21 protein-coding genes are annotated in these 24360 nt (G+C 44.2%); 3 read left to right on the top strand and 18 right to left on the bottom strand.

Translation table 11 applies throughout. The annotated features are described in order from the left end of the window. Window positions 1-38: 38 nt before the first annotated feature. Window positions 39-1994 carry a peptide ABC transporter substrate-binding protein gene (locus O3620_RS09310; RefSeq protein ID WP_023917177.1) on the bottom strand — a complete coding sequence of 652 codons (1956 nt, stop codon included), beginning with the start codon at window positions 1992-1994 and terminating at the stop codon, window positions 39-41. Between the two features lie 295 nt (window positions 1995-2289). Between O3620_RS09310 and pbp3 the strand changes: the two genes are divergently transcribed. Continuing rightward, complete coding sequence (gene pbp3 / locus O3620_RS09305) at window positions 2290-3558, top strand: D-alanyl-D-alanine carboxypeptidase PBP3 (RefSeq protein ID WP_371601672.1); 1269 nt, start codon at window positions 2290-2292, stop codon at window positions 3556-3558. Window positions 3559-3697: 139 nt separating this feature from the next. Here the strand turns inward: pbp3 and sufB are convergent, their stop codons facing one another. The 9 genes from sufB to O3620_RS09260 form a co-directional block, all read right to left on the bottom strand. Continuing rightward, the gene (sufB, locus tag O3620_RS09300) at window positions 3698-5110 is read right to left on the bottom strand and encodes a Fe-S cluster assembly protein SufB (protein WP_002893631.1); all 1413 of its coding nucleotides are present in this window, start codon (window positions 5108-5110) and stop codon (window positions 3698-3700) included. Between the two features lie 17 nt (window positions 5111-5127). Continuing rightward, window positions 5128-5565: a Fe-S cluster assembly sulfur transfer protein SufU gene (gene sufU, locus O3620_RS09295; RefSeq protein WP_002920150.1), complete on the bottom strand. Its 438-nt coding sequence runs from the start codon at window positions 5563-5565 to the stop codon at window positions 5128-5130. Next, window positions 5552-6784, bottom strand: coding sequence for a cysteine desulfurase (locus tag O3620_RS09290; RefSeq protein ID WP_371601671.1), 1233 nt, complete (start codon window positions 6782-6784; stop codon window positions 5552-5554). The genes sufU and O3620_RS09290 overlap by 14 nt, the downstream gene beginning before the upstream one ends. 40 nt (window positions 6785-6824) lie before the next feature. Further along, window positions 6825-8087: a Fe-S cluster assembly protein SufD gene (gene sufD / locus O3620_RS09285; protein WP_002920154.1), complete on the bottom strand. Its 1263-nt coding sequence runs from the start codon at window positions 8085-8087 to the stop codon at window positions 6825-6827. Window positions 8088-8128: 41 nt separating this feature from the next. Next, entirely contained in the window at window positions 8129-8899 is a 771-nt protein-coding gene (sufC, locus tag O3620_RS09280) for a Fe-S cluster assembly ATPase SufC (protein WP_002893635.1), read from the bottom strand. Window positions 8900-8988: 89 nt separating this feature from the next. Continuing rightward, window positions 8989-10155, bottom strand: coding sequence for a glycosyltransferase family 4 protein (locus tag O3620_RS09275; protein ID WP_002920155.1), 1167 nt, complete (start codon window positions 10153-10155; stop codon window positions 8989-8991). Continuing rightward, on the bottom strand, window positions 10146-10898 hold the full coding sequence (gene mecA / locus O3620_RS09270; RefSeq protein WP_002920156.1) for an adaptor protein MecA: 753 nt from the start codon (window positions 10896-10898) through the stop codon (window positions 10146-10148). The genes O3620_RS09275 and mecA overlap by 10 nt, the downstream gene beginning before the upstream one ends. A gap of 175 nt (window positions 10899-11073) precedes the next feature. Next, complete coding sequence (locus O3620_RS09265) at window positions 11074-11916, bottom strand: undecaprenyl-diphosphate phosphatase (RefSeq protein ID WP_002920157.1); 843 nt, start codon at window positions 11914-11916, stop codon at window positions 11074-11076. 139 nt (window positions 11917-12055) lie between these two features. Continuing rightward, the gene (locus O3620_RS09260) at window positions 12056-13951 is read right to left on the bottom strand and encodes a DUF2207 domain-containing protein (RefSeq protein WP_002920159.1); all 1896 of its coding nucleotides are present in this window, start codon (window positions 13949-13951) and stop codon (window positions 12056-12058) included. Window positions 13952-14082: 131 nt separating this feature from the next. Between O3620_RS09260 and O3620_RS09255 the strand changes: the two genes are divergently transcribed. Together O3620_RS09255 and O3620_RS09250 are read left to right on the top strand one after the other, a co-directional pair. Then, the gene (locus O3620_RS09255; RefSeq protein ID WP_371601670.1) at window positions 14083-15648 is read left to right on the top strand and encodes an ABC transporter substrate-binding protein/permease; all 1566 of its coding nucleotides are present in this window, start codon (window positions 14083-14085) and stop codon (window positions 15646-15648) included. Next, window positions 15645-16385, top strand: coding sequence for an amino acid ABC transporter ATP-binding protein (locus O3620_RS09250; RefSeq protein ID WP_002893646.1), 741 nt, complete (start codon window positions 15645-15647; stop codon window positions 16383-16385). The genes O3620_RS09255 and O3620_RS09250 overlap by 4 nt, the downstream gene beginning before the upstream one ends. Window positions 16386-16479: 94 nt before the next feature. Here O3620_RS09250 and O3620_RS09245 read toward each other — a convergent pair whose 3' ends face one another. The 8 genes from O3620_RS09245 to O3620_RS09210 form a co-directional block, all read right to left on the bottom strand. Next, window positions 16480-16695 (bottom strand): hypothetical protein, encoded by a 216-nt coding sequence (locus O3620_RS09245; protein WP_002893653.1) that lies wholly within the window; start codon window positions 16693-16695, stop codon window positions 16480-16482. A gap of 108 nt (window positions 16696-16803) precedes the next feature. Beyond that, window positions 16804-17736: an SPFH domain-containing protein gene (locus O3620_RS09240; RefSeq protein ID WP_002898882.1), complete on the bottom strand. Its 933-nt coding sequence runs from the start codon at window positions 17734-17736 to the stop codon at window positions 16804-16806. Window positions 17737-17792: 56 nt separating this feature from the next. Next, entirely contained in the window at window positions 17793-19043 is a 1251-nt protein-coding gene (gene ilvA, locus O3620_RS09235; protein ID WP_002922248.1) for a threonine ammonia-lyase IlvA, read from the bottom strand. A gap of 99 nt (window positions 19044-19142) precedes the next feature. Further along, window positions 19143-20165 (bottom strand): ketol-acid reductoisomerase, encoded by a 1023-nt coding sequence (gene ilvC / locus O3620_RS09230; protein WP_002902418.1) that lies wholly within the window; start codon window positions 20163-20165, stop codon window positions 19143-19145. Between the two features lie 64 nt (window positions 20166-20229). After that, on the bottom strand, window positions 20230-20706 hold the full coding sequence (gene ilvN, locus O3620_RS09225) for an acetolactate synthase small subunit (RefSeq protein ID WP_002898887.1): 477 nt from the start codon (window positions 20704-20706) through the stop codon (window positions 20230-20232). Next, the gene (locus O3620_RS09220) at window positions 20699-22399 is read right to left on the bottom strand and encodes an acetolactate synthase large subunit (RefSeq protein WP_002920162.1); all 1701 of its coding nucleotides are present in this window, start codon (window positions 22397-22399) and stop codon (window positions 20699-20701) included. The genes ilvN and O3620_RS09220 overlap by 8 nt, the downstream gene beginning before the upstream one ends. 261 nt (window positions 22400-22660) lie before the next feature. Further along, window positions 22661-23260, bottom strand: a complete 600-nt coding sequence (locus O3620_RS09215) for a response regulator transcription factor (RefSeq protein WP_002902412.1) — start codon at window positions 23258-23260, stop codon at window positions 22661-22663. After that, window positions 23257-24357: a sensor histidine kinase gene (locus tag O3620_RS09210; RefSeq protein ID WP_002902409.1), complete on the bottom strand. Its 1101-nt coding sequence runs from the start codon at window positions 24355-24357 to the stop codon at window positions 23257-23259. The genes O3620_RS09215 and O3620_RS09210 overlap by 4 nt, the downstream gene beginning before the upstream one ends. Between the last annotated feature and the right edge of the window lie 3 nt (window positions 24358-24360).

Raw genomic sequence — 24360 nt, 5'->3', positions numbered from 1 at the left:
ACTGTTTATAAAGAATCAAAAATTCGCGGTTCAGAACCTTATTTAATGTGTTTTTCTAAGTCTTCTTGGGCTTTTTTATTGGATGCTTCCTTTTCTTTTTCCCATTTCTTAAGAGCCGCTTCATAGTCTTTAGCTGTAACAATATCATTTTGGAGCTCCATGTTCTTAAAGACATAGGCATCTCCTTTAATTCCGACATAAGAGTAAGACTTGGTAAATGGCACAACCTTCTGAACGACTGGTGAACCACCACCAGAAACACTAGGAATAACAATGGAGCTATCCGTCAACCAAGCCTGAGCTGCTGCGTACTTGGTGTAACGAGCATCTGTATCTTGTTTTTCTTGATCAGCTTCATCCAGCAAAGCCTTGTATTCATTCAAGCCAACCTTATTTGCCACATCAGCATTTTTCCCTTTTTCTATACCAATATTATCTGCAGCATCACCTGTTTCAGGGTTAAAGATATTCAGATAAGTTGATGGATCTTGGTAGTCTGCTGACCAGCCAGACACGTTGAGATCGTAGTCTTTCTGAGCTGCTGTTTCTGCAAAGTAGGCAGAATTATCAAAGTCATCTGTTGACATTTGCTGAACATCAATAACGACATTTTCTTGGCCAAGCGCTGATTCGACAGACTGTTTGAAGGAGTTCGTCCGTTGTACCAAAACCTTGTCAGACTGATCGACAGGGACGTCAATATGGATTGGGAATTCTACACCTTCAGCTTGCAAGGTTTCTTTTGCCTTGGCAAATTCCGCCTTGGCTTTATCAGCATTGTAGATACTATCCTGAGCATCCGCCAGCTTAATGCCATTCCACTCATCTCCATAAGATGAAAGTTGGCTCTCTACTACATCAGAGAAGTCCTTACCGTCCACCTGCACAAAGCTAGGAGGAACAAGCAAGCTACGGATGAGTTTAGTCGCTCCATCTTTACCATTCATCTGAGCTCCAAAAGATGTCCGGTCAAAGGCAAAGTTAATCGCCTGACGGAAGTCTTTATTTTGAATAGCAGCTGTAGTTGATGCCTTTTGAGCATCTGATGTCTTAGACGAATGATTATAAGTCTTACGATTCAGATTGAAAGCAAAATAGAAACTAGTTGAATTCTGTGGTGTGTAAATAATATTGTCTTTGTACTGCTTTTCTACAGAAGCATAGTTAGAGCTCGTAGGGTAAAGCCGTGCTTGAGAATAAGCCCCGTCTGAGAAGTTGCGGATCAAGGATTCCTGATCCGAACCATCAAAATAAGTCAGTTTTATATTTTCAACCTTGACATTGTCCTTATCCCAGTAGTTCTGGTTTTTAGCATATTCAATGACAGACTTAGAAGTGAATGCTTTCAGAACATAAGGTCCGTTATAAAGAATGGAAGAAGGTTTTACGGTACCAAAATCTTTGCCTTGTGACTTCAAGAAATCCTCATTGATGGGGAACAGAATCCCCATGGTCGTCTTAGAGTTCCAGTAGCTTTCTGGCTGGTTGAGCGTGTATTCGACCGTGTGGTCATCAACTGCTTTTACTCCAACTGTTGAGAAGTCTTTAGACTCTCCTTTGACATAGGCATCCAAGCCTTTGATAGAGCTTTGGACGATAGGAAGAGCTTCAGAATTTTCATCTGCCGCGTGCTTCAAACCTGCTACAAAGTCTTGTGCTTTAACCTCTGCATATTCTTCACCATCTGATGTGTACCACTTAGCATCTTTACGAAGCTTATAGGTATAGGTCAAACCATCCTTTGAAACAGTCCAGTCTTCCGCAATAGATGGAACCAAATTGCCGTATTTATCATTTTCTAAAAGGCCGTCCACCAAGTTTGTAATAACATCGGACGTAGTAGCTCGATTTGAATTGACATAGTCCAAAGTATCAGGATCACTCAAATAGACATAAGAATAGGTATTACTGGCACTAGAGCTTCCACAAGCAGCTAAGATTAGTGTTGACACGACTGTCAGTCCAGTAATGGCCAACCATTTAGATTTTTTCATGAGCATTCTCCTTCTCAATTCAGTATATTGTATTATTATACAATATTTTTTTGAAAAAGCAAACGCTTTATGTAAAAAAGTAATAATTTTCTATTTTTCAACCCTATAAACTGTGTTTTTTCAAATATTTTTTAATTATTGTCATATTTTTCTATGCTAAACTTTATAAAAATGCGTTCGAAGGCAATATTGGCGCCTTTTTACATCTATTCTGTAATATTTTTATTATCCTTCATTTGTGAAAGAAAAGAGCTTTTTATGATACAATGGTTATATCTTGTTTTAGGGGAAAGAAATGAAACGATTATTCCTATGTTTACTAGTTTTGGTCGGAATGACCGCCAGCAAGGTTGCAGCAGATGATTACAACATTGCTGCTAAAAGTGCAATGGCTGTGGATGCTACTTCTGGAAAGATTCTCTACGAAAAAGATGCTAATACTCCAATTGAAGTCGGCTCCATCACCAATCTTTTGACCATCTATCTGGTCTATGAAGCCATTGACAGAGGAGACCTGACTGCCGATACTTATGTTGACATTTCAGACTATGCTTACAATCTGACATCTAATCCAAATATCAGCAATGTCCCTTTGGAAGCCAAACGTTACAAAGTCAAGGACTTGATTGCCGCTTCCTTGATGTCCAGCTCCAACAGTGCCACGATTGCCTTGGCTGAGAAGGTTGGGGGCAGCGAAGAAAATTTCGTCCAAATGATGAAGGCCAAGCTCAAAGAATGGGGAATCACAGATGCTACTATTGTGAACTCCACAGGGCTCAATACTCTTCTTCTGGAATATGCAACTGAAGAAACAGAGTATAGTGCCTCAGCTAGCACATCTAAAAAAAGCAAGGACACTGAAAACAAATTCAGCGCCTACGACTTGGCTGTTATCAGCCGACATCTGATTATGGACTTCCCTCAAGTGACAGACATCACTTCCAAGTCCACAGCCAAATTTGCAGGGACAAGTCTTGAAAACTATAACTTCATGCTGGAAAACCAGTCCAACTTCCGCTCAGGTGTAGACGGACTCAAAGCCGGCAGTTCAGATAAGGGAGGCTCTTCCTTTGTTGCGACGACTACTGAAAATGGTATCCGCATGATTACAGTCGTGCTAAACGTTGATCAAACTGACGGCGACCCCTACGCACGCTTTGTAGCCACAGCATCTTTGATGAACTATGTTTCGCAAAACTTCACCCAGACGACCATTGTGGCTGAGGGGGAAGCCTACAATAAAAGCCATTCAACCGTTATTGACGGCAAGCAAAAGACCGTGCCAGCTGTTGCAAGCAAAGATTTTACCATCATTGAGCGCATTGCCAATCAGGCTGAGCACAAGGTGGAATTTTCTACCAACGAAAAAGGCTTTCAAGCTCCGCTGAAAAAAAATACTGAGCTTGGCACCTTGACCTATACCGACCCTGAACCGATCGGCCAAGGCTATCTGGAAAATAAAGCACCCTCTGTCACAATGATCGCAGGCCAAGAGGTGGAAAAAAGTATCTTCTTCAAGGTCTGGTGGAATGACTTTGTCCGCTATGTCAACGAGAAATTATAAAGAAAAGCCGCGAATCAAATGATTCGCGGTTGTTTTGTATGTTTTCTAAATGTTGGACTAGAGCTAGCAAACATCTTTGAATATTAACTCACAATGCGTGTCTTCAAGCAGTGATTCAAAATTTCGCTTAGACGAAGCTTTACCCAACTGATCCTTCCATTTCGTAGCTGATCAAGCGGTTAAGCTCAACAGCATACTCCATAGGCAGTTCTTTGGTGAAAGGTTCGACAAAGCCCATGACAATCATTTCGGTGGCTTCGGATTCGGACAAGCCACGGCTCATGAGATAGTAGAGTTGTTCTTCTGAAATCTTAGAAACCTTAGCCTCATGCTCCAGAGCCACCTGAGAGTTATGAATTTCATTAAAGGGAATGGTATCTGACGCTGAAATATCGTCCATGATAATCGTATCGCACTCAATATGGCTGACGGATTTCTGTGAATTCTTTCCAAAGGTCACTTGACCGCGGTAATCCACCTTACCACCGCCCTTAGCAATAGACTTAGACACGATAGATGAGCTGGTATGAGGAGCATTGTGAATCATCTTAGCACCTGTATCTTGGTGCTGATTGGTATTGGCAAAGGCAATAGAAAGCATGGTTCCACGCGCTCCAGGTCCGTCCAGATAGACAGACGGATACTTCATAGTTGTTTTTGCACCAAGGTTCCCGTCAATCCACTCAACCGTCGCATCTTTCATGGCCCGCGCCCGCTTGGTCACGAGGTTGTAGACATTATCGGACCAGTTTTGAATAGTGGTGTAGCGCATATAGGCACCATCAAGGGCAAAAATTTCAACAATCGCAGCATGCAAGCTATTGCTGGAATAAGTCGGAGCTGTACATCCTTCAACATAATGGACGCTAGCGCCCTCATCGACGATGATCAAAGTCCGCTCAAACTGACCAGAATTTTCATTGTTAATCCGGAAATAAGTCTGCAAGGGAACATCTACCTTGACACCTTTTGGCACATAGATGAAGGTACCACCAGACCAGACGGCGGAGTTAAGAGCTGCTAGCTTGTTATCTGTCGGAGGAACCAGCTTAGCAAAATACTGTTTGAAGAGCTCTGGGTATTCCTTAAGGGCTGAGTCGGTATCCGTAAAGACGATTCCTAGCTTTTGGAACTCTTCCTTCATATTGTGGTAGACCACTTCTGACTCATACTGGGCAGCCGCACCAGCCAGGTAGGCCCGCTCCGCTTCTGGAATCCCAATTTTCTCAAAGGTTTCCTTAATCTTCTCAGGCACTTCATCCCAGCTTCTAGCAGGCTTATCAGAGGCCTTTTGGTAATAAATCAAGTCATCAAAATTAATTTCCGACAAATCCGGCCCCCAAGTCTGCATCGGCATCTTTTTGAAAGCCTCGTAGGATTTGAGGCGGAAATCCAGCATCCATTCTGGTTCATCCTTGGCTGCAGAAAGCTCACGAATGACCGCTTCATTCAGCCCTTTCCCTGTTGAGAGGACAGGTTCAACATCGTCATGGAAACCAAACTTGTATTCACCGAGATCAATCGGTTTTGGTTCTACTCTTTCTTCTGACATAATTTCCTTTCACATTCTTACTTTTTATCTTCTTCAATTGCTCGCTTGAGGGCATTCCAACCCAAGGTCGCACACTTAATTCGCTGCGGGAATTTGGCAACACCTGCTAAAAAGGCTCCATCTCCCAATTCTTTCTGGCGACTATCTTCTTGACCCTGAACCATCTGTGAGAAAACTTCTGCCAATTCCAGGGCCTGCTCTTTTGTCTTACCTAGAACCGCATCCGTCATCATGCTGGCCGAAGCCGTTGAGATGGTACATCCGGAATTCACAAAGGCAATATCCTCAATCTGATTTTCAGCATTAAAATTGACAGACAGGCTGATAACATCGCCACAGGTCGGGTTATTGAGGACTACCTGCTCCACATCTTCCAGTTTCCCCTGATGATGGGGGTGAGCCGAGTGATCGGTCACAACCGCCTTGTAAAGACTGTCTAACTTAGAAAGCGCCATTGAAAAACTCCTTTGTCTTTTCTAAAGCATCTACCAGCTTGTCACAATCTGCATAGGTATTGTAGATATAAAAGCTAGCCCGAACAGTCGCTGGCACCTGTAGATAGGTAAGCAAAGGCTGGGCACAATGGTGACCCGCCCGAACAGCTACTCCTTCGTAGTCTAGAGCCGTCGCGACATCATGCGGATGGAGACCATCCAAGTTAAAGGCAATCACGCCCGAACGCTGGGCCAAATCCTGAGAGCCATAAATGGTCAAGCCTTCCACTGCCTGAAGCTTAGGAAATACGTAGGCAATCAGGTCCTGCTCATGCTGGGCAATGGCATCCATACCCAAGTCTTCCAAATAATCAATGGCTGCCGCAAGACCGATTGCTCCTGCCATATTCGGAGTGCCAGCCTCAAACTTCCAAGGCAATTCCTTCCAGGTCGCTTCCTGCTCATAGACAAAATCAATCATTTCGCCGCCGAACTCAACTGGCGACATCTGCTCTAGCAATTCTTCCTTACCATAGAGAACGCCGATACCGGTAGGTCCGGCCATCTTATGTCCCGAAAAGGCGAAAAAGTCCACATCCAAATCCTGCACATCAATCTTCATGTGTGGAATGGACTGGGCCCCGTCCACCACCAAAAGCGCTCCTTGTTGATGGACCAGCTGGGCAATCTCCTTGATGGGATTGATGACACCGAGGACATTGGAAGCATGAGCCAGAGAGACAAACTTGGTTCGCTCACTGAGCTTGGCACGGAAATCATCCATATCCAAAGCACCGTCCTTGAGATAGACATAGACTAGCTTAGCTCCGGTCTTCCTACAAACTTCCTGCCAAGGAATGACATTGGAATGGTGCTCCATGATAGAAATCATCACTTCGTCACCAGACTGCAGCCTTTCAGCCGCAAACTGAGCCACCCAGTTAAGCCCCGTCGTGGTTCCTCGTGTAAAGAGAACTTCTCTGCTAGAAGCCGCATTGATAAAAGAACGGACTCTTTCTCTGGCTGCTTCATAGGCTGCTGTCGCTCGCTCGGCTAGCGTATGCACACCGCGATGGACGTTGGCATTGTCTCTAAGATAGTAGTCTTCGATAGCCGCCAGCACCTGCTTTGGTTTCTGAGTTGTCGCCGCATTGTCCAAATAAACCAAAGGCTCATCATTGACAATTTGGTCCAAAATGGGAAAATCTTGCTTGATTGCTTCTGCATTAAATCCAGACATGAAGACTCCTATCTACTTACAGGGGACAAGGCCCAACTTTTTATCTTTTTGCGAGAATAATATCGATATTCTCAATCATTTCATCACGGACTTCCTTAACAGGGATTTCTACAATCACTGAGCCTAAGAAACCGCGCACGACCAAGCGTTCAGCCGTCGCCTTATCAAGTCCCCGACTCATGAGGTAATACATATCCTCCGGATCCACCTGACCGATAGAAGCCGCGTGACCAGCTGTCACATCATTCTCATCAATCAAGAGGATTGGATTAGCATCTGAGCGAGCCTGATCAGACAGCATGAGAACCCGGCTTTCCTGCTGGGCATCTGCTCCCTTAGCCCCTTTGATAATATGGCCGATACCATTGAAGGTCAAGGTTCCTTTTTCCAGGATAACCCCGTGCTGCAGGATATTTCCGATAGAGTTGCAGCCATAGTTGGTCACTCGGGTATCAATTCCCTGAACCTGCTTTCCGCTGGAGAGAGCCACCACCTTCATATCCGCATGACTGCCCTTGCCATAGAGGTCGCTATCAAAGTCAGCCACGACATTGCCTTCGTTCATAACGCCGATAGCCCAGTCAATCATGGCATCATTGTCCAGCTTACCGCGACGGCTGATATAAGCCGTTACATTTTCGCCCAAGCGGTCAATAGCCGAAAACTTAATCTGAGCACCAGCTTGAGCAATAACTTCGACAGTGATATTGGCTGTTACTGGAACAGAGCCCTCACCATAAGTTTCCAAGCGTTCCAAGTAGTTAACCTTGGAATGCTTGCCTGCGATAATCAAAATATGCTTGTTAAAAGGAACATCGCTTTCGCTGTCCTGATAAAAAATTCCTTCAATCGGCTGGTCAATCTCAACATTGTCCGGCACATAAAGAACTGCACCGCTGTTGAAATAGGCAGTGTGGTAAGCCGCCAATTTGTCCTCGTCATACTTGACTGCAGACATAAAATGCTTCTCTACATGCTCTGGAATCTCTTCCAATGCAGAGTGGAAATCTGTGAAAATCACACCTTGCGCTGCCAAATCAGCTGGCAATTGCTCTAGAACAGTCTGAGTTCCCACTTGGACAAGCTTGAGATTGTCTTCCAGAGCTGTAAAGTCTGGAACACTTGTCAATGGCTCACTCTCTGAAATACGGCCGTCGCCCAGATTCCAGCGATGAAATTTAACCCGCTCAATACGCGGCAATTCTAACTGGTCAATTTTATCAAAGGCCTGCTGGCGCAGTTGAAAGAGCCAATCCGGCTCTGCATGTAGCTGTGAAAATTCTTGAATCAATTCTTTAGTCATGTCATTCTCCTATCTTTTATCAAAGTCAAAAGAATGTTTGACTAGGCTTCTTCGGTATAGGTGAAGCCCAACTCTTCAGCCAATTTAGCATAGCCTTCTTTCTCCAAGCGGACTGCCAATTCTGGACCGCCAGAAAGAACGACTTTACCATCCATCATGACATGAACCACATCTGGAGTGATATAGTTGAGCAGGCGTTGGTAGTGGGTGATAATCATAGCACCAAAGCCTTCACCGCGCATAGCATTAACCCCTTTGGACACAACCTTAAGAGCATCGATATCCAGACCTGAGTCAATCTCATCCAAGAGGGCAAAAGTTGGCTCAAGCATGAGCAACTGCAGGATTTCATTGCGCTTCTTTTCACCACCGGAGAAACCTTCATTAAGGTAGCGCTCAGCCATTTCTTCTTTCATGTTGAGCAGTTCCATCTTTTCATCCAGCTTCATGATAAAGTCGCGGACAGAGATTTTTTCCTCGTCTTCTTTGCCAGCATTCATAGCTGCACGTAGAAACTCTGCATTAGTAATACCAGGAATTTCACTAGGGTACTGCATAGCCAGAAAGAGCCCCATGCGAGCACGCTCATCCACTTCCAATTCTAAGATATTGACTCCATCAAAAAGCACTTCTCCTTGAGTCACTTCGTAGTTAGGATTGCCCATGATGGCTGCAGACAAGGTGGACTTCCCTGTTCCATTCGGGCCCATAATAGCTGCAACCTCTCCCGTTTTCAGAGTGAGATTCACCCCTTTGAGAATTTTTTTCCCTTCAATTTCAACATGAAGATCTTTGATTTCTAAGACAGACATTTCTTTTTCCTTTCTTTGCTTAGCTAATTTACACACTTTAGTATACCAAAAAAAAGCCCAAAAGGCTTTTATTTTGTTTAGAGCTATTCTTATTTATTCCGCTTTTGACGCCATTTCTGCCGAACTTCCTCTCGGTAGGAGGAGTTGCCAATAAAGCGAAGAATATTGAGCAAAGGAGTACGATTAGGCCCCAAAACTCCGACCAGCTCAGCAAAGAGCTCAACACCCAGAAGTAAGCCAATCATCAAGAGCACGCCACCAATTCGACTGGAAACATTCAACAAGAGAGAAATCATGGCAAAGACCAGCGAAATCCCATAGATAACCAGCACTGTTCCTCGGTGAGTCAATCCCAAGGACAAGAGCCTATGGTGGAGATGGTGCTTGTCAGGCGTATAGAATTTCTGACCAGACAGGGTACGGCGGATAATCGCCAGAAAAGTATCCGTAATCGGCACTCCTAGGATAATCATAGGAGTCACCACCGCAACAGCCGTCGCATTTTTCAATCCTTGCAAGGACAAGACAGCAATCATAAAGCCGATGAAGAGAGCCCCCGTATCACCAAGATAGATGATAGCTGGGTGGTAATTATAAGGGAAAAAACCCGCAATTGACAAGACCAAGACGAAAATAGTCAGGGTCAGAAAGAGATTGTGCTGGGGCAAAAAGAAGTAAGAAACAATCCCCATCGTCACCAAGGAGATGATGGACACTCCACTCACCAGACCATCTAAACCGTCAATCAAATTAACCGCATTGGTGATAGAAATAATCCACACCACTGTCAAAATATAGGACAGCCAAGGCTCAAAATGCAGGAAAGGTCCGCCAAAAGGAATCTTAAAATCATCCAATCGGAAATCTGTCAGCCACCAGATTAGACTGGCTGCTAGAACAATCCCACCCATTTTCAGCAAAGGCGACAGTTCTTTGATATCATCAACCAGCCCTGTAAAGGCAATAATCAAACCACCTAGAACGACCGGCCAAACATAATCAAAATAGGTCTGTCCAAAAAAATCTACAGCAACAATCTGCGGCATCAAGAGCAGAGTAGAGATAGAAAAGGCCGCTACAATCGCCAGCCCCCCACTGCTAGGCATGGGCTTTTTATTGATGCGGCGAGCATTGGGATAATCTACCGCACCAATCTTAAAGGCTAAGAGCCGAACCAAGGGTGTCAGAATCACCCCGATAAAAAAAGTTCCCAGCAATACCAAGATAAACTTTAAAGGAAAAGTAATCATAGGCATTCAACCTTCTGCAGGCCAGAGACCGCATCTGTCACCAAAAGCAGATGACCGTGCTCCTGCAGCACCGCCCGAGTGATATCTGAATCATCTGCAAATTCACGCATCTTAGCCAAAAGCCAAGCTGGATAGCGCTCTGGGAAGCCCTCAACGTCTACCAAAATCGTCAAATAATAAGCTGAATCATACTTATAAAGCTCTGATAAGTCAATCTTATAGTCCACCGTCTGGGCAAAGGCCGCAGCAGCCTTAATATCTTCAAATCGCAGGATGTAGTAAATGTAACGCTCTGCATTTTCTGCCGACTGCTCATCCACCGGCTCCTGAGAAAGCTGCTCCCTTTCCTCTGCTTCGGCTGTTTCCAAAGATTGGACTGCTTCTATGTCTTCCTTGCTCTTTTCAAAAATGCTCTTTTCCAGTGTCTTGAGGAATTCATCCGGAGACATATGAGACAGCTCATCCATGTCTGGCAGATCTGCCAAATCCTCAAAACTCAGATTCTTATCCAACTTAGACTTGGTAACAAACACATCCACCTTATCTGGTTTAGGCGTCACTCGAAAGCTCAGCATACCGCTGTCCAAAAAATTATCCGGCATTTCCAACTCATCTAAGATGGTATAGAAAAACTCTTCCGTCTTTTCTTGGGGAACCAAGAAATCGGCCATTTCCATGCCGCGCTCTTCCAAATCTTCCAGCTGAATCGTGATTTTTATGGTCGAATCACTAATCTGTTTCATTTCCATATCTCTACCTCATACACTTCTAGTCCTACTATTATACTAAAAAATCCCCCGTATTTCAAAAAATAGCTAGTATAGCTCTGAAAATGGAGGTTGCAAGAAAAAAACTCTCAGAAAATTCCGAGAGCTTCTTATTTCACTGCATGAGATAGTCAGGGAAACATTAAAATTGCCTTTTTTATCCCATCAAGGCTTTGATTGCTGCATAAGCCAGAAGCACGCCGCCTAGGCCGATCCGATATTTCCCAAAAGCCGTAAAGTCATGCTTTTTGACGTAGTCTGTCAGGAAACGAATCACGACTAGACTGACACCGAAGGCCACTCCCATGGCAACTAAGAGCAAGAAGATTTGCCCAAATCCCAAACTGTTCCCATTCTTGATGAACTTAAGAATTTTCCAGCCACTAGCGCCAAACATAATGGGAATCCCCAGATAGAAAGTGAACTCTGTCACGACAGAACGACTGACACCATTCAAGAGACCGCCGACAATGGTGGCACCAGAACGGCTAGTCCCAGGAAAGAGAGCTAGAACCTGAAAGAGACCAATCTGCAAGGCAGTCTTGTAAGGCAAATAGGCTAAATCCGTCACAGCAGGCTCCTCATGCTCGCGCCTTTCCAGATAGATAAAAGCTGCGCCATAAACAATCAACATCACTGACACAGAGACCAGATTGTAGAAATGTGCTTCAAACCAATCATCCAAGAATAAACCGATAACAGCAGCCGGCAAGGCTGCCACGACCACCTTGGCCCAAAGCTGCCAGGTCTTTTGAACCTGACGTGCTGACTTGCCTGATTTAAAAGGATTGAGTTTGTCAAAATAGATGACGACAACCGCCAAAATTGCTCCCAGCTGGATAACGACATTAAACATTTCCATAAAGGCTGGACTTTGATTTTTATACTGGATAAAATCTTGAATCAAAATCAGATGCCCTGTACTGGAAATCGGCAGCCATTCTGTGATTCCTTCGATGATTCCGTAAATAATAGAGATGAAAATTTCAATGATAAACATAGAATACTCCTGAAACAAGGGTTTACTCAAGGAAAGTCACAGTTAAATTCCCAAAGAGTATTAGGTCTTATTATATCACAATTTCAAGGCTAGGAAAAGCCAGTACGATAACTTTTCTTGCTAGCAGAGAGCTTGTCTATTAGAAAGCTCCACCGCCTCCGCCGCCTCCGCCGCCGGAGAACCCACCACCTGAACTTCCGCCAGATGAGACAGAGAAATTGCTGGCTGTGGTGGCTACATGGCCGTAGTTTGAGAAACTGTGCATACTGCTATAGAAGGCATAGTGCAAGTTAGCCTGAACATAGCTGTCCATAGATGGATTTTCCAAGTGAATCTGACGCAGAGCCATGACACGGCTGACACGATCTGCATAGCCAAAGAGGGTCGCATAGACCAAGAGGCGGTTCCAGAGGATAATACCTTCGATTTCTGTATTGTCCAGATGAGCAATATCTCGCAGCATATTGGAAAAACTTCGCCACAGATAGAAGTCGTGCGCGCCTTCGTCATTCAGGACGCCATCTCGCCAATAAAGCTGTGCCTTACTAGCAAAAATGAGAATCAAAACAAGCCCCATCAGTGCTAAGGGAATATATATCCAGATAAAGCCTCCAAAAGCGGCCGAATAGACAAATAAAAATCCAAGAGAAAATAGTAAAACAGCACTAGCTAGAACGATGGCAGTAATCAGCAATCTCTTTTCCTGAACTTTAAGAGGCCGGTAGTGACCAAAGAGACCCAAACGCTTGCCTTCAGATCGCACTTCTTTAGATAAGGAGCGCAAACTGTTAGTAAATAAGGACTTGATATTACTACCAATGTTTCGGATATAGGACTCATCCGCAGAAGACTTGTGCTTATAAATATCTTCTGAAATTTGATAGGCTGAAAAGAGATCTTTCACCCTAGCCTGGGATTGCTTGTTAAAAGCCATGCCTAGAAAACGTCTCTCAAAGTCTGCCAACCCATCATAAGTTGCTATTTGCAGAACAGGATTTTCAGCATCTCCCTGCAGGAGGAGATTTCCCCTATCCAGCAAGTCTAACAAAGTCGCCTGAACCATATTTTCAAAGTTCAGCGCTGCCTTGCCGCCCCTTGTTGGGTCGACATCCTCCATGTCTACCGCGTAAATATTTTCCGCCAAGACAAGAGGAGCCAAGTCCTGAGGCGCCTCATATAGACGGGCATTCTTGGGATAAGACTGCTTAGGCTTGATCTTCTGAATAAAGACAAAATAAAGAATAGCCGCTACAAGGATGGCACATAGGAGCAGCAAGGGTATATAAATTTCTCCTAGCTGCCGGTAAAAGACCGTCTTGCGGGCAATCTTTTCTTCTTGAGCTTTAAAGGTTGGCAAGTAGTCGCTCTCATCTTCATTCTGGGACACAAGAGAGACCGCTTGTCGATCCCAATAGCCGTGAAGCTCGACATTATCGCCCGAGCCAATTCCATTGAGTTTGACCAGATAGTCGGTGCCATCCTTATCCACGAAAGGCTGGGTTCCAAAGTAGCCACTATGAGCAAAAAGCTCGCTCTTATCTGGATTGCTCAAGCCAGAAACTGTCAAGACGACCTCTCCTATCCCCTGGTCCCAGTCACTGATAGGAGTCCAGTTGAGCTCAGCAATATCCTTGTGAAGAAAAAGGAGATTTCTCAGCTGCCAGGTTACAGTGACAACAACTCTGTCACCATCATTTCCTGAATTATAGATTTTGACCTCATAGCCATCTCCCAAGTCTCTGACTTGGGGGTTAATGTCCATATCTGGCTCACCATTCGTCAGAACCGAGACCGTCGGATTCCCATCAATGGCAAAGCCATTGGGCATTTTCCCAGCCGATCCTAACGAAACAATCTGACCATTATAGTCGTCATTAAACTTGTAGGTTACTTTCTCTGTGTAGGTGGCTGTATTATCCTCACGCAAGGCCAGATCGCCTTGATAGGATTCAATATCATAGTCAACAGCCGAGACAACCCGACCAAAACAAAGGCAAGAAAATAATACTAACAGGAGATAAAAATATCGTTTCATACTCAACCTCTCTTTACAGATATCTTGTTCTATTATATCATTTTTATCAAGTAAGGGCTTACTAGGATTGAAAAGAACCGCAATTTTCGATAGAATAGGAAGAACTATTATTAGATAAGCAGGAGAAACCCATGAAGAAATTATTACTCACTTTATTTACAGCCCTCCTGGTCACCTTAGGAACGGTCCATGTTATTCAGGCCGATGACTATCTGAGGATCGGTATGGAAGCAGCCTACGCGCCCTTCAACTGGACTCAGGATGACGATTCCAACGGTGCTGTAAAAATCGAAGGCACCAACCAATATGCCAACGGATACGATGTGCAGATTGCCAAAAAAATTGCTCAAGAGATGGGCAAGGAACCTCTGGTTGTCAAGACTTCTTGGAATGGCTTAATTCCTGCTCTGACCTCCGGCAAAATTGACATGATTATTGCGGGTATGAGTCCAACTGCCGAGCGGAAAAAGGAAATTGCCTTTTCCAACAGTTACTACACCAGCGAGCCAGTTCTCCTAGTTCGTAAAGATGGAAAATATGCATCCGCTAAGACTCTAGAAGACTTCAAAGACGCCAAAATCACTTCCCAGCAAGGAGTTTACCTCTACAATCTCATTGACCAACTGTCTGATGCCAAAAAAGAGACAGCTATGGGCGATTTTGCCCAGATGCGACAAGCCTTGGAATCCGGGGTTATTGATGGCTATATCTCTGAGCGGCCAGAAGCCTTGACTGCTGAGACTGCCAACTCCAACTTCAAAATGATTCAATTTGAGAAAGGCTTTGAAGTCGGTGAAGAAGATGCTTCCATTGCCATTGGTATGCGCAAGGATGACAATCGTATCGAGCAAGCCAATGCAGCAATCGCTAAGATTACTACCAATGACCAAGTCAAGCTGATGGATGAGATGATTCAGAAACAGCCTGTTGATACGGATAGTGAAACAACGAATGAATCATTCTTCAGTCAAGTTGCTAAGATTCTGGCTGAAAACTGGCCTCAATTCCTACGCGGAGCTGGGTTGACCTTGCTTATTTCGATAACAGGAACCATTGCAGGCCTCATCATCGGACTGCTGATTGGCGTTTATCGGACGGCACCAGCTTCTAAGAATAAACTCCTAGCATCACTGCAAAAAATCTTCGGCTGGTTCTTAAATATCTATATTGAGATTTTCCGTGGAACTCCCATGATTGTTCAGTCCATGGTTATCTACTACGGAACAGCCCAGGCTTTCGGAATCTCTATCGACCGAACTATCGCGGCCATTTTCATCGTCTCCATCAACACCGGAGCTTATATGAGTGAGATTGTCCGCGGTGGTATCTTTGCCGTTGATAAGGGGCAATTCGAGGCCGCAACAGCACTGGGTATGACCCACGGCCAGACTATGCGCAAGATTGTTCTGCCTCAGGTCGTCCGCAATATTCTGCCTGCAACTGGTAACGAATTTGTTATCAATATCAAGGATACATCCGTGTTGAACGTTATCTCGGTAGTTGAGCTTTATTTCTCTGGAAATACCATCGCTACCCAGACCTACCAGTACTTCCAAACCTTTACCATCATCGCTGTAATCTACTTTGTCCTGACATTCAGCGTGACACGCATCCTTCGCTATGTTGAAAAACGCTTCGACACAGACAACTACACGACAGGTGCCAATCAAATGCAGACAGGAGAAGTAAAATCATGACAGAAACTATTCTAGAAATTAAAAACCTCAAAAAGTCCTACGGTGAAAACCAAGTCCTCAAGGACATCTCCCTCACTGTTCATAAAGGAGAAGTGATTTCCATCATCGGCAGTTCCGGTAGCGGAAAGTCAACCTTCCTGCGCTCCATTAACCTTCTGGAAACACCAACTGGCGGACAGATTTTCTATCGCGGCAAGAATGTCCTGGACGAGAATTACGACTTGACCCATTACCGTGAAAAGCTGGGCATGGTCTTTCAGTCTTTCAATCTCTTTGAAAATCTTAATGTCCTGGAAAATACCATCGTTGCTCAGACAACGGTCCTGAAAAAAGAACGGTCAGAAGCTGAGAAAATTGCCAAAGAAAACCTCAACAAGGTTGGAATGGGCGAGCAATACTGGCAGGCCAAGCCTAAGCAACTCTCAGGCGGTCAGAAGCAGCGGGTCGCTATTGCCCGCGCCCTCTCTATGAATCCTGATGCTATCCTCTTTGACGAGCCGACTTCAGCCCTCGACCCTGAAATGGTTGGTGAAGTTCTGAAAATCATGAAAGAACTGGCTCAGGAAGGGCTGACTATGATAGTCGTAACCCACGAAATGGAATTTGCCCGTGATGTCTCCAGCCGTGTTATCTTTATGGACAAGGGCGTCATCGCTGAAGCTGGCAGCCCGCAGGATATCTTCACCAATCCCAAAGAAGAAAGAACCAAAGAATTCCTGCAACGTTTCCTCAGCTAAACTATTTATTTTCAAAATCAAAAAAGGAATCTGGAACTAAGTCCAGATTCCTTTTTTGATTTAATGAGCAATATCAGTTGCACGATTTTGAAGTTTAGTCTTCAAATTTTTCATGGTTTTTGTCGTAGAAATCAATCAAGCCAAGAGCTGTTTCAAAAGAGATATTTTTCACTTTTGCACGTCCTTGAGCAAGAGCAATGATAGACATTTCACGTGCATTTGTTTCTTTACTAATACGGTAACCGGTGATCTTCTTATCACGTACCCAACTAACAACAGATTCTACTTTCTCGAAATTAGATTTAGCCATTTCTTACTCCTCTCTATTCTAGCTACATCAACTACTATAATTGTTTTTATACAGTTTGTCAACTTAAACAGACCAAATTCGAACAAATTAAATAATTCTGAATTTTCTTTACTTAGCTTTGAGGGCTGAAAGTATCTGAGTCCGAATACTTTCGACACCTTCTGGATTTGCTGGAAGGAAAATGGTATTATTACCCGAACTATCTGCAAAATTATTTAGCGTATCCAGGTACTGGTTGGTCAAAAGAATAGACATAATCTGCTCTTCAGTCAACTCAATATTGGCTCCCTTCAATTCCTTGATCGAATCTGCCAAACCATCCACAATGGCCTTCCGCTGCTCGGCAATACCAACACCATGCAGACGGTCTTTCTCAGCTTCTGCAGAAGCAGCTGTCACAATCTTAATCTTATCCGCTTCAGCCAATTCCTGAGCAGCCACACGCTTACGCTGCGCCGCATTGATTTCGTTCATAGACTGTTTAACTTCAGCATCAGGCTCAACCTTGGTAATCAAGGTTTTGACAATGATATAGCCATAGGTTGACATTTCTTCTGCCACTTGCTTTTGGACTTCTAGGGCAATTTCGTCCTTCTTTTCAAAGAGCTCGTCCAAGGTCAGTTTTGGAACGGAGGAACGAAGGGCATCTTCAATATAGGACTTAATTTGAGCTTCTGGCCGCATAAGCTTGTAATAAGCGTCAATCACGTTGTTCTCATTTACGCGATACTGGGTCGCAACATTCATAGTTACGAAAACATTATCCTGTGTCTTAGTCTCAACGACAATCTCGCTCTGCAGCAAACGCAGCTGAACACGAGCCGCTATCTTATCAATCCCTAAAGGAAGACGGAAATTGATACCGCTGCTGCTGGTTTTGTGATAACGTCCAAAACGCTCAATGATTGCCACAGATTGCTGACGAACCACATAGACTGCACTAAGCAGCAAGAATATAAAGATTATGATCAATATGATAAAGAAAAATGGAATAAAAAACATGTTCAAGCCTCCTTGATTCACTATAGTATATTCTAACATATTTAATTTGCAGTTTCAAACGAAAGCATACAAATTAGGCTAAAATATATTTACAATTAGACAAGCATATTGTAGAGTGTTTCATTCCCGTTCAGATTGATAAAGGAGGGATCAAACTGCTCAATACGGTTAATCAAAGAAGCATAATCATGCTTATCAGCCAGAGAAATACCAATGAGAACTGGACCCGTTCCCTTGCTTGCCCGCTTGATATATTCAAAACGAGTAATATCGTCATTGGGTCCTAAAATATCATTTACGAATTCACGCAGGGCACCTGGACGCTGTGGGAAGTTAACCACGAAATAGTGCTTGATGCCATCGTAAATAAGAGCCCGTTCTTCCATCTCTGGCATTCGGTTGATGTCATTATTACCACCTGAGATAATGCAGCAGATAGTCTTCCCCTTGATATACTCACTCAGCACTTCCAAAGCAGCAACACTTGCAGCACCAGCTGGCTCTGCGACAATCCCTTGCTTGGAATATAGATCAATGATGGTCTCTGAAATAAGCCCTTCATCTACACCGATAAGATTTTGAACATTCTTTTGTGTGACCTCATAGGTTGATGCACCGACTTTCTGGACTGCGATACCGTCCGCAAATTTGTCGATTTCTTTGAGCTTGACTGGACCACCTGCTTCAAAAGCTGCTTTCATACTGCGGGCACCGTTGGCTTCCACACCAATGACTTCAATAGTTGGCTGACTTTCTTTTATATAGGTTGAGACTCCTGATATCAGGCCGCCGCCGCCAACTGGTACCAAAACTGCATCAAAAGTAATAGCTTCTCTCTTGGCCTCGTCTAAGATTTCATAAGCTACAGTCCCTTGACCCGCTTGGACATCTTCATTGTCAAAAGGATCGATAAAGGTGCGGTTTTCAGCCTTAGTATAGTCAAGCGCAGCCTTGGCCGAAGCATCAAAGGTATCTCCAACCAGCTTGATATCCACAAATTCACCACCAAAGAAGCGGACCTGGCTAATCTTCTGCTGAGGAGTCGTGATGGGCATAAAAATAGTTGCTGGAATTTTCATTTCCTTACAAGTATAGGCCACTCCTTGGGCGTGATTTCCCGCAGAAGCACAGACAACCCCACGCTGGCGCTCCTCTTCATTAAGTTGAGAAATGGCATAATAAGCCCCGCGAAGTTTAAAAGAGCGCACCCGCTGCATATTTTCCTTCTTCAGGTAAATCTTGGCTTGGTACTTCTCCGACAAATAGTGGTCGTAGTCAAGCGGAGTATTGACAACCACATCTTTTAACACTTTATGAGCATGCGTGATATCTTTTGCTCTGAGCATATTTTTTCCTTCCCTGTCTCTCCAGTTTATTCTCTATCAAGCAAAACAAGGGGCTGGGAATTCGCATTCCAACCCCTAATGTCTTATCTGCTCTTTACCTTAATTGTAAATCTTGAAAGCATCGTCGTCGTTTTTACCAACGAATGGCATTGCTTTACGCAATTCTGCACCGACCTTTTCAATCTCCAGATTAGCAGCTTGCTCGCGGTAAGCAGTCAGTTTTGGACGACCAGCTTTATAGTCATCAACGAAGTCGTTCGCAAATTTACCGTTTTGGATATCAGCCAAGACCGCCTTCATGTTTTCTTTGACTTGCTCAGTAATCACGCGCGGACCAGATACATAGTCACCATATTCGGCTGTATTTGAGATAGATTGACGCATCTTCTTGAAGCCACCTTCATAGATCAAGTCAACGATCAATTTCATTTCATGAAGAACTTCAAAGTAAGCCAATTCTGGGGCATAGCCTGCTTCTGTCAAGACTTCAAAACCTGCTTCGATAAGGGCAGTCAAACCACCACAAAGGACAGCTTGTTCACCAAAAAGATCTTCTTCAGTTTCTTCTTTGTAAGTTGTTTCAAGCAAACCAACACGAGCCGCACCAACACCTTTACACCAGTCCATTGCGATGTCTTTGGCATTTCCAGTAGCGTCTTGGTAGACTGCATACAGAGCTGGTACACCAAAACCTTCTTCGAAAGTACGGCGAACCAAGTGACCAGGGCCTTTCGGTGCACACATAAAGACATCTACATCGGCAGGAACTTTGATAAATTCAAAATGGATGTTAAAACCATGAGCAAATCCAACTGCGTTTCCAGCTTCCAAGTTTGGAGCGATTTCTGCTTCATAAAGATCTTGTTGGATTTCATCTGGAGCCAAAATCATGATAACATCAGCCAATTTAGCTGCTTCTGCTACTGTATAAGTATCAAAGCCGTCTTCTTTAGCCTTGTCAAATGACTTACCAGGACGAACACCGATAATCACATCGTGGCCTGTATCGCGCAAGTTTTGCGCATGAGCATGACCTTGTGATCCATAGCCGATTACGGCAATTTTCTTACCGTCAAGCGCTGCTACTTTTACATCTTTTTCGTATTCCATTGTTACTGCCATAAGTTTTACTCTCTTTTCTATTTTTATTGCCTATTAGGCGGTTTTAACAAATTAAAGGTTTGATTTAATCTCGGGTAAAGCCTGTCGCTCCAGTCCGAGCAATATTTTTAATACCATATGGGCGAATGACTCGAAGCAGAGCCTCGCTCTTCTCCGCATCACCAGTCATCTGAACGGTAATAGAGCTAGGTGCTACATCCACAACTGTCGCCCGGAATGGCTGGATAATAGACAGAATCTCTGCTCGCTTATCAGCTGGAGCTGAGACCTTAACCAGAATCACTTCACGCTCTAAGTGAGGACGGTCCGTGATATCTCGAACCCGAATCACATCAATCTGACGATTGAGCTGCTTGATAATCTGCTCGACTTCTGCCAATGAAGCCACATCAATGATGATGGTGATACGGGATACTTCCGGATTTTCCGTCGTTCCGACTGAGATACTCTCAATATTAACCTGACGTCTGGAAAGGACACCCGTGAAGCGGTTTAGAACACCCGAACGGTTTTGGAGTTTAGCTGTCAACATTCTACGCATGGAACTTCACCCCCAACATCTCATGATTGCTCTTGCCAGCCGGCACCATTGGAAGAACGTGTTCCTTGCGAGAGATATCTACCTCGATAAACATCGGTATATCTTCCTTCAGCACTTCCAAATCCTGGACAATAGTCTCCGGATCGTCAAATTTATAGGATTTAACACCATAGGCCTGAGCCATGAGCTGGAAATCTGGCAAAGTTTCAAAGACAGACTCAGAGGTACGACCATCATAGAAAGCTTCCTGCCACTGGCGCACCATGCCTAGCGAATGATTGTTAAGCATGATGACCTTAATCGGAATCTTATAGATATTGAGAATAGCCATCTCTTGGTTTGTCATCTGATAGCCACCATCTCCGACAAAGAGCACCACTTCCTTATCTGGATTGGCAATCTTAGCTCCAATCGCTGCAGGTACACCGAAGCCCATGGTTCCTAGACCACCAGACGTTACCAGTTGACGCTCGTTTTTATACGGATAATATTGTGCGGCCCACATTTGGTGCTGACCGACGTCTGTTACAACGATGGCATCACCCTTGGTCAGCTCACCCACGCGCTCAATGACAGCCTGAGGCTGTACGACACGTTCTTTCTTATCATATGAGCGAACCCGTTCCTTATCCTGCGTTACTTTTTCAATCCACTTGCTGGTATTGTTATGCACCTGCTCTTCATTCAATAGCATCTGCAGGGCTTTCTTAGCATCCCCTACGATAGGGATGTCTACACTGATAATTTTCCCAATTTCTGCTGGATCAATATCAATATGTGCTACTTTAGCGTTCTTGGCAAAGGTTTTCGGGTTACCAGTCAGACGGTCATCAAAGCGGCAGCCGATACTAATCATAAAGTCGGCCTCAGTCATGGCAATATTGGCCGCAAAAGAACCGTGCATCCCACCCATACCTAAAAACAAAGGATGGTCTGTCGCAATAGTCCCCTGACCCAACAAGGTAGTGACTACTGGAATCTGATACCGCTCCGCCAAAGCAACCAGCTCCTCTGCTGCCTCGGCATAACTAATACCGCCTCCTGAAAGCAGAACCGGCTTTTTAGCCTTAGAGATTTGTTTGATAATCTTCTTAATCTGCAATTCATTAGGCTCAATAGTCGGCTGATAGCTTGGCAGATGCAACTTGCTGTCATAGATAAAGTCCGTTTCCAAAGCCGAGACATCCTTAGGCAAATCAATAACGACCGGTCCAGGACGACCTGTCGTCGCAATGTGAATAGCTTCTGTGATGATGCGCGGAATTTCTGCCGTCTCCCGGACCTGATAATTGTACTTGGTAATAGGAGTCGTAATCCCAACAATATCCGCTTCCTGAAACGCATCTTTACCGATTCCAGCCTTGGCCACCTGACCAGTAAAGACTAAAAGGGGGACGCTATCACTCATGGCATCGGCAATACCGGTAATGGCATTAGTCGCTCCCGGACCGCTGGTCACAACCGCAACACCGATTTTCCCTGTAGACTTAGCATAGCCTTCTGCTTCGTGAACACAGCCTTGCTCATGGCGGCCCAGAATGTGGCGGATGCCTTCAAAACTATAAATAGCATCATAAAGCGGCAGTACAGCGCCGCCGGGATAGCCAAAAATCGTATCAACACCAAGATTTTTCAAGGTTTCCAAAACAAGCTCTGAACCTGTCTTAGAAGTTTCTAATTTGATTTTCTCCATTCTTCCCCTTTCATTTATTTACAATTTTCTAAAAATTCAAAAAGCTTTCTACTATGATAACATTTTTGAAAAAAATTGCAAGCCATGCAGAATGTTTTTCTACATTTTTTCTCTAAATCCGAATGTTTTTTTCTAATAAAAGATAAAAAGCCAGAACTATATTTATAGTACTGACCTTTCATTAGAATTATTAGCTCTCAAATGTTCCGTTTATGGGAAAGCTCCCGCTCCTCATCTTTTCTAAAAAACTGATTCTACCAGCTATAACCAGCCTTGCTCTTGGCCAATTCGGACGGCTTCTGTTCGATTTTCAGCATCTAGCTTGGTCAAAATAGCAGACATATAGTTACGAACCGTTCCATTTGACAGGTAGAGTTTTTCAGCAATTTCTTTATTGGACAGGCCAGTCGCCGCAGCTTGCAGGACTAGCCTCTCCTGCTGAGAGAGAGGGTTCCTACTGGTCATTAGCACCTCCATCAATTCCGGCGAATATTCCTTTTGCCCATCTAGAACGGTATGGATGGTTTTCATCAAATCCGCAATGCTGCGCTCTTTGAGCACATAAGCATCTACATCCGCCTTAACAGCTCGCTCAAAGTAGCCCGGTCGCTTGAAGGTTGTGACGATGATGACCTTGATGTTGGGTCGATTGGCCTTAACCCATTCGAGAACATCTAGGCCGGTCTGGTGGGGCATTTCCACGTCCAAAATAGCTACATCAACAGTTTCTGAGCTAAGACAGTCAATAGCCTTCTGCCCATCTGCGGCCTGATAGACTTCTTCGACATCTGGCTGCAGCTGCAAGAGCTGAGCTAGAGCATCTCTCAGCATACTTTGATCTTCTGCTAACAAAAGTTTCATGCTTCCTTCCCTCCGTATGGCAACTCAATCCGAATCCATGTTGGATCTTGGCTGCTAAGAATCTCAAGCTTTCCTGATAAGGCAGACAGCCGCTCTCGAATACTATGCAACTCCCGTCCGGTCAGCTTCTGAAAACCACAACCATCATCCTGAATGTCTAAAATAAGCTTTTCGTTTTTCTTTACCAAAGAAAAATTACTCTTTTTAGCCTTGGCATGCTTGATAATATTGGTAGCAGCCTCCAGCAAAATCATACTAATCGTTGACTGCTGACTTGGTGGGATACTGGCAACATTGAACTGGTTATCTATCTTTACCTGAACGCCGCTCATCTCCAGCATGGCTCTAATGGTCACGAGTTCCTCATCCAGCGTCCGATTCTTTAGATCATTAATAATCCGCCGAACATCAGCCATTGATTTCTTACTAATCTCTTGCATTTCCTGCAGTTCTTTTGCTGCCTTGTCGTAAGCTTCCATATGCAAAAACTGCTGAGCCAGCTCCGCCTTAACACTGAGCATAGCAAAGGTGTGTCCTAGACTATCATGTAAGTCTCGGCCAATCCGATTGCGCTCATTTTCTGCCATAAAAAGATTCAGCTGGGCATTTTGCTTGACCTTTTCTTCCTTGATTCGCTCCGTCGTCTGAATCCGATGGAGACCAAAAGTCAAACCATCTGAAAAGAGAAAGGTTACAATAAAGAAGAGTAGCTCTGCTGGACCAACATGACCCAACAAGTAATTAGTCAGCAAAATAGCAGGCTGCAAGGCGACAAAGGTCAAAAAACGCCAAGATTTAAAAGAAATATCATCCAGCTCATAAATGAGCATATTTGATAAATAAAAGACGTACCAAGCAAACCCTCCATTTAACCAGACCGAACTATAATATATGTAAGCAACTAAGAACCACCAAGAAAGAAACTGGATAAGGCGACGGTTACTTAACAAGACCGCATAATAAGCCGCAACAAAAATAGCTGTCCACAGCAAGACGAAAAGCGGGTATTCCCCGCTAATCACTCCTGCCACTGGAAAGATGATAAAGACCAGCGCAATATGAAACATATAGTGGACATGTCTAATTTTTTCCCACATGCT

The organism is Streptococcus sp. 27098_8_134 (genome assembly GCF_041431675.1).
GTDB lineage: Bacteria > Bacillota > Bacilli > Lactobacillales > Streptococcaceae > Streptococcus > Streptococcus sanguinis_R.
This window is presented reverse-complemented; position numbering and strand designations above follow the sequence as displayed.

Bases quoted from the DNA above. Each gene is read 5' to 3' on its own strand.
- O3620_RS09220 (WP_002920162.1), bottom strand. From the start codon at position 22,399: ATGGAGAAAATCAAATTAGAAACTTCTAAGACAGGTTCAGAGCTTGTT.
- ilvN (WP_002898887.1), bottom strand. From the start codon at position 20,706: ATGCGTAGAATGTTGACAGCTAAACTCCAAAACCGTTCGGGTGTTCTA.
- mecA (WP_002920156.1), bottom strand. From the start codon at position 10,898: ATGGAAATGAAACAGATTAGTGATTCGACCATAAAAATCACGATTCAG.
- O3620_RS09260 (WP_002920159.1), bottom strand. From the start codon at position 13,951: ATGAAACGATATTTTTATCTCCTGTTAGTATTATTTTCTTGCCTTTGT.
- O3620_RS09265 (WP_002920157.1), bottom strand. From the start codon at position 11,916: ATGTTTATCATTGAAATTTTCATCTCTATTATTTACGGAATCATCGAA.
- ilvA (WP_002922248.1), bottom strand. From the start codon at position 19,043: ATGCTCAGAGCAAAAGATATCACGCATGCTCATAAAGTGTTAAAAGAT.
- O3620_RS09245 (WP_002893653.1), bottom strand. From the start codon at position 16,695: ATGGCTAAATCTAATTTCGAGAAAGTAGAATCTGTTGTTAGTTGGGTA.
- O3620_RS09255 (WP_371601670.1), top strand. From the start codon at position 14,083: ATGAAGAAATTATTACTCACTTTATTTACAGCCCTCCTGGTCACCTTA.
- pbp3 (WP_371601672.1), top strand. From the start codon at position 2,290: ATGAAACGATTATTCCTATGTTTACTAGTTTTGGTCGGAATGACCGCC.
- sufU (WP_002920150.1), bottom strand. From the start codon at position 5,565: ATGGCGCTTTCTAAGTTAGACAGTCTTTACAAGGCGGTTGTGACCGAT.
- ilvC (WP_002902418.1), bottom strand. From the start codon at position 20,165: ATGGCAGTAACAATGGAATACGAAAAAGATGTAAAAGTAGCAGCGCTT.
- O3620_RS09240 (WP_002898882.1), bottom strand. From the start codon at position 17,736: ATGTTAGAATATACTATAGTGAATCAAGGAGGCTTGAACATGTTTTTT.
- O3620_RS09215 (WP_002902412.1), bottom strand. From the start codon at position 23,260: ATGAAACTTTTGTTAGCAGAAGATCAAAGTATGCTGAGAGATGCTCTA.
- O3620_RS09290 (WP_371601671.1), bottom strand. From the start codon at position 6,784: ATGTCTGGATTTAATGCAGAAGCAATCAAGCAAGATTTTCCCATTTTG.
- sufD (WP_002920154.1), bottom strand. From the start codon at position 8,087: ATGACTAAAGAATTGATTCAAGAATTTTCACAGCTACATGCAGAGCCG.
- sufC (WP_002893635.1), bottom strand. From the start codon at position 8,899: ATGTCTGTCTTAGAAATCAAAGATCTTCATGTTGAAATTGAAGGGAAA.
- O3620_RS09275 (WP_002920155.1), bottom strand. From the start codon at position 10,155: ATGCCTATGATTACTTTTCCTTTAAAGTTTATCTTGGTATTGCTGGGA.
- O3620_RS09250 (WP_002893646.1), top strand. From the start codon at position 15,645: ATGACAGAAACTATTCTAGAAATTAAAAACCTCAAAAAGTCCTACGGT.
- O3620_RS09210 (WP_002902409.1), bottom strand. From the start codon at position 24,357: ATGTGGGAAAAAATTAGACATGTCCACTATATGTTTCATATTGCGCTG.
- O3620_RS09310 (WP_023917177.1), bottom strand. From the start codon at position 1,994: ATGAAAAAATCTAAATGGTTGGCCATTACTGGACTGACAGTCGTGTCA.
- sufB (WP_002893631.1), bottom strand. From the start codon at position 5,110: ATGTCAGAAGAAAGAGTAGAACCAAAACCGATTGATCTCGGTGAATAC.